Annotated in this window: 5 protein-coding genes; 2 read left to right on the top strand and 3 right to left on the bottom strand. The window is 44.3% G+C overall.

Annotated elements, in window-relative coordinates; all coding sequences use genetic code 11:
* Both B3180_RS00720 and clpS read right to left on the bottom strand, forming a co-directional pair.
* Positions 1-440 (bottom strand): Clp protease N-terminal domain-containing protein (locus tag B3180_RS00720; RefSeq protein WP_286842292.1); only part of this gene is annotated, 440 nt, incomplete at its 3' end.
* 27 nt (positions 441-467) lie between these two features.
* On the bottom strand, positions 468-776 hold the full coding sequence (gene clpS / locus B3180_RS00715) for an ATP-dependent Clp protease adapter ClpS (protein ID WP_011233927.1): 309 nt from the start codon (positions 774-776) through the stop codon (positions 468-470).
* Between the two features lie 213 nt (positions 777-989).
* On the opposite strand from clpS, the gene cspD reads away from it, so the two are divergent.
* Complete coding sequence (gene cspD, locus B3180_RS00710) at positions 990-1,205, top strand: cold shock domain-containing protein CspD (protein ID WP_054487879.1); 216 nt, start codon at positions 990-992, stop codon at positions 1,203-1,205.
* A gap of 74 nt (positions 1,206-1,279) precedes the next feature.
* Here the strand turns inward: cspD and yejK are convergent, their stop codons facing one another.
* Complete coding sequence (gene yejK / locus B3180_RS00705) at positions 1,280-2,323, bottom strand: nucleoid-associated protein YejK (protein WP_278358708.1); 1,044 nt, start codon at positions 2,321-2,323, stop codon at positions 1,280-1,282.
* Between the two features lie 67 nt (positions 2,324-2,390).
* On the opposite strand from yejK, the gene B3180_RS00700 reads away from it, so the two are divergent.
* On the top strand, positions 2,391-3,261 hold an 871-nt coding region (locus B3180_RS00700; protein ID WP_286842287.1), incomplete at its 3' end, for a DUF3413 domain-containing protein.

The raw sequence follows: 3,261 nt of genomic DNA, 5'->3' as shown, positions 1-3,261 counted from the left end.
CGATCAATACGAGATATTCCGTGTGAAATGAAGTTAACAATATCCAGCCGGGTAATGTCGTTCTTATTCAATAAATAAACAGCTTGGGATTCTTGCTCACTAAAAATAGCGACAAGAACGTTCGCTCCGGTAACCTCAGCGTTGCCAGAAGACTGCACATGAAACACAGCGCGCTGCAGCACACGTTGGAAGCCTAATGTTGGCTGTGTATCAGGACTTTCCTCGTCAGGACCGAACAATGGTGTACTACGGTCAATGTAACTCAGCAGTTCTTCTTTCAATTGTTGAAAGTTTGCCCCACAGGCACGAAGCGCTTCAGATGCATCTGGGTTATCCAGCAATGCAACCAATAAGTGCTCAACTGTCATCAGTTCATGATTACGTTCGCGCGCTAGCCGAAACGCATCGTTTAGCGTTAATTCAAGGGCTTTATTCAACATAGACCACTCCTTCCCAGACAACTCGGCTCATTCCTGCTCCATAGTACACAATAACGGATGCTGATTTTCCCGAGCGTATTGGTTTACCTGTACGACTTTAGTTTCGGCGATTTCCGCAGAATATACACCGCAAACGGCCTTCCCTTTATAATGCACCTGTAACATGGTGTCCGTGGCGCGCTCCTGATCCATCTTAAAAAATCTCATCAACACTTCAATCACAAAATCCATGGGCGTGTAGTCATCGTTATTAATGATGACTTTGTACATGGATGGTGGCTTGAGCTCCTGCTTTTCCTCTGTATCGCTAAGGTGCTGGTGGTCAAACTGACTCATTTATTAACAACCTGCCATAATAATAGTTTTAAATTTACCCGAAATGATAAAAAAACAACCAAAATATTAACAACGTAGGTTGTTTTTTAAACTTTAGGGCTTGACTAATCACTCACGTCACCTAGAGTTAAACATGGTGCTAAATCGGCGATTTTTCAAGCCACCGCACCTAATAATAATAAACTATCTGTTGCAGAAGAAGGATGTAGAAGTATGGCTACCGGAAAAGTCAAATGGTTCAATAATTCGAAAGGCTTCGGCTTTATCGAAAGCGAGGACCGCGAAGGTGATATTTTCGCTCACTATTCAACCATTGAGATGGAAGGCTATCGCACACTGAAAGCGGGACAACCCGTAGAGTTCGAACTCGAGGAAGGTCCCAAAGGTTTGCACGCCAACAACATTGTTCCCGGTCCTGCCGATAAATAATACCGGCTTAACCAAACAATTAAGTGCCTTTAAAACGCCGGCTTGTCCGGCGTTTTAATTCACTAAAACATCTTCTAACTATCTATACCAAAATAACGCCGTAATTGATCACGTAAATTCGGTGGCGTCCCGTTTATTGTCAACGTATCAGTGGCTGCATCGTAATGCACTCTCTCACCTAAGGCTGTGTGATCAAAGCCGACACTAACACCGCCCCCCTGCCCCTGAAACTTCACCAGCTTACGCAATGTCGACTTATCCGCCGGAAAATCATCAACTAATTCGCGTGAATTCTGTTCTGCAAAATCTTTAGAGAAGCTTTCAAAGCTTTTTTCTGCAGGATAGGCTTCTGCAAACTGCTCTGAGAGATCTTTAATTTTTACCGTATCGCCTTGCTTCCATTGGTCGTCACAGTATTCATAAGCGGCTTTGCTTAATGCTTGCCGTTGCTCATTCTCCAGCTCAGACTGCTTGGCATACTCTTGCACGGAATCAACCAGTTGTTGTGTATGAGCTTTTGAATTTAAGCGCTCGGTACAACCTAAAAAATCTAAAAAGAAATCAGAAACCTTGCGTCCGGCACGACCTTTAATAAAAGAAATGTATCTTTCACTTTCAGGAGACGTTTTCCATTCGGTTAAATCAATTCGTGCCGCTAACTGTACTTTTGTAATATCAAGTTGAGACGAGCGGTCAACAGCTAAGTCAGGGTTAATTGTGACCCCTTCCTTTACCGGTAGGAAACACACCAATAAATATTCAGTACTAATGTGCTGGTAACGAGTAACCAACAGGAAACCCGCTTCCAATAAGTTATAGTTTTGCAGCTCCTCTAAAAGTAACTTGGCAGACTGCTGACTGAATTCAACAAAGTCCAGTTGTCCGTCATACCAGTAGGTTAGCTGCTCAGGGAAAGGCCCCGGCTCGCCCTCTTCACCTTCTTTTATAAAGCTGGCATAACCTTTTGCAGGTTTGCTGGTATAGACATCCGTTAACTCAACTAATAAGTCATGTAACTGGTCATCTTCCGTTAACGCTGAGGGAGCCAGTCGCAAGCCGACCTGCCCGTCATTTTGGTAAAACTGGTGAATAATGCTTTCTTCTATCCGCAATTGCATAACGGGGACTATCCTTGCTGTTTTGCTGTGTTACTATACCGACATTGTAACACGGGACTGACGAACGATGGGAAAGTACCAACGTAGAGATAAAATTGCCCGATTAATAAGCTGGGGACATTGGTTTACCTTTGCCAATATCATTCTTTGCTTATTTATTGGCCTTTTATATATTGAGGCGGCTCCCAAGCCATCCAGTGCTATTGGCAACCTCTATATGCTGGTTAGCTGGATTGGCCACTTTGCATTTTTGCCCTTCGTTTTCTTTATCATTCTGATATTTCCATTCTGTCTGGTTGTCCCATACTCAAAGATACTTAGAGGTTTTGCCGCTTTAATCACCTCGTTCGGCCTGATAGCACTTATCGCCGATGCATTATTTTTCCGTCAATACGGTTATCATTTAAATACCTATTCTCTGGCGCAAATGACCCGGGACGCCGAAGCAGTGTTCACCGGAGCCAGTTTCGTTATTATTTCCGCCATTTTACTTGGCTTCCTGCTTATTGTCGGTATTCAGCTTCTGCTCGCTAATTTAGCCTGGAAGCGCCTCGATGATCTGCAAAATCGTAAAATTGGTGCCCCCGTAACAGCGGTTTTTGTTCTATGCTTTTTTGTTAGTCACAGCGTTCATGTGTGGGCTGATGCGGTGCTTTACGACCCCATTACGCAACAAGACGACATGTTCCCCTTGTCCTACCCGACAACGGCAAAAACCTTAATGGCGAAACACGGGGTAATAGACGTTGAAAGTTATCAGGCCAGACAGCAAATGCTCATGGCGACTGATCAGATCAAACTAAAATACCCTCAGCAGCCCCTGCTGTGTTCAAAAACCGACACACAGCAGTCAACCACTCTTGTACTCTTTGACCGGGCAAGTTCCGACATACAGCAGGTATTAGAGACTCTGGCAGCGAGACACCGGCTGGAGAAGC

The organism is Idiomarina sp. UBA4206, assembly GCF_002383015.1.
Lineage (GTDB): Bacteria > Pseudomonadota > Gammaproteobacteria > Enterobacterales > Alteromonadaceae > Idiomarina > Idiomarina abyssalis.
This window is presented reverse-complemented; position numbering and strand designations above follow the sequence as displayed.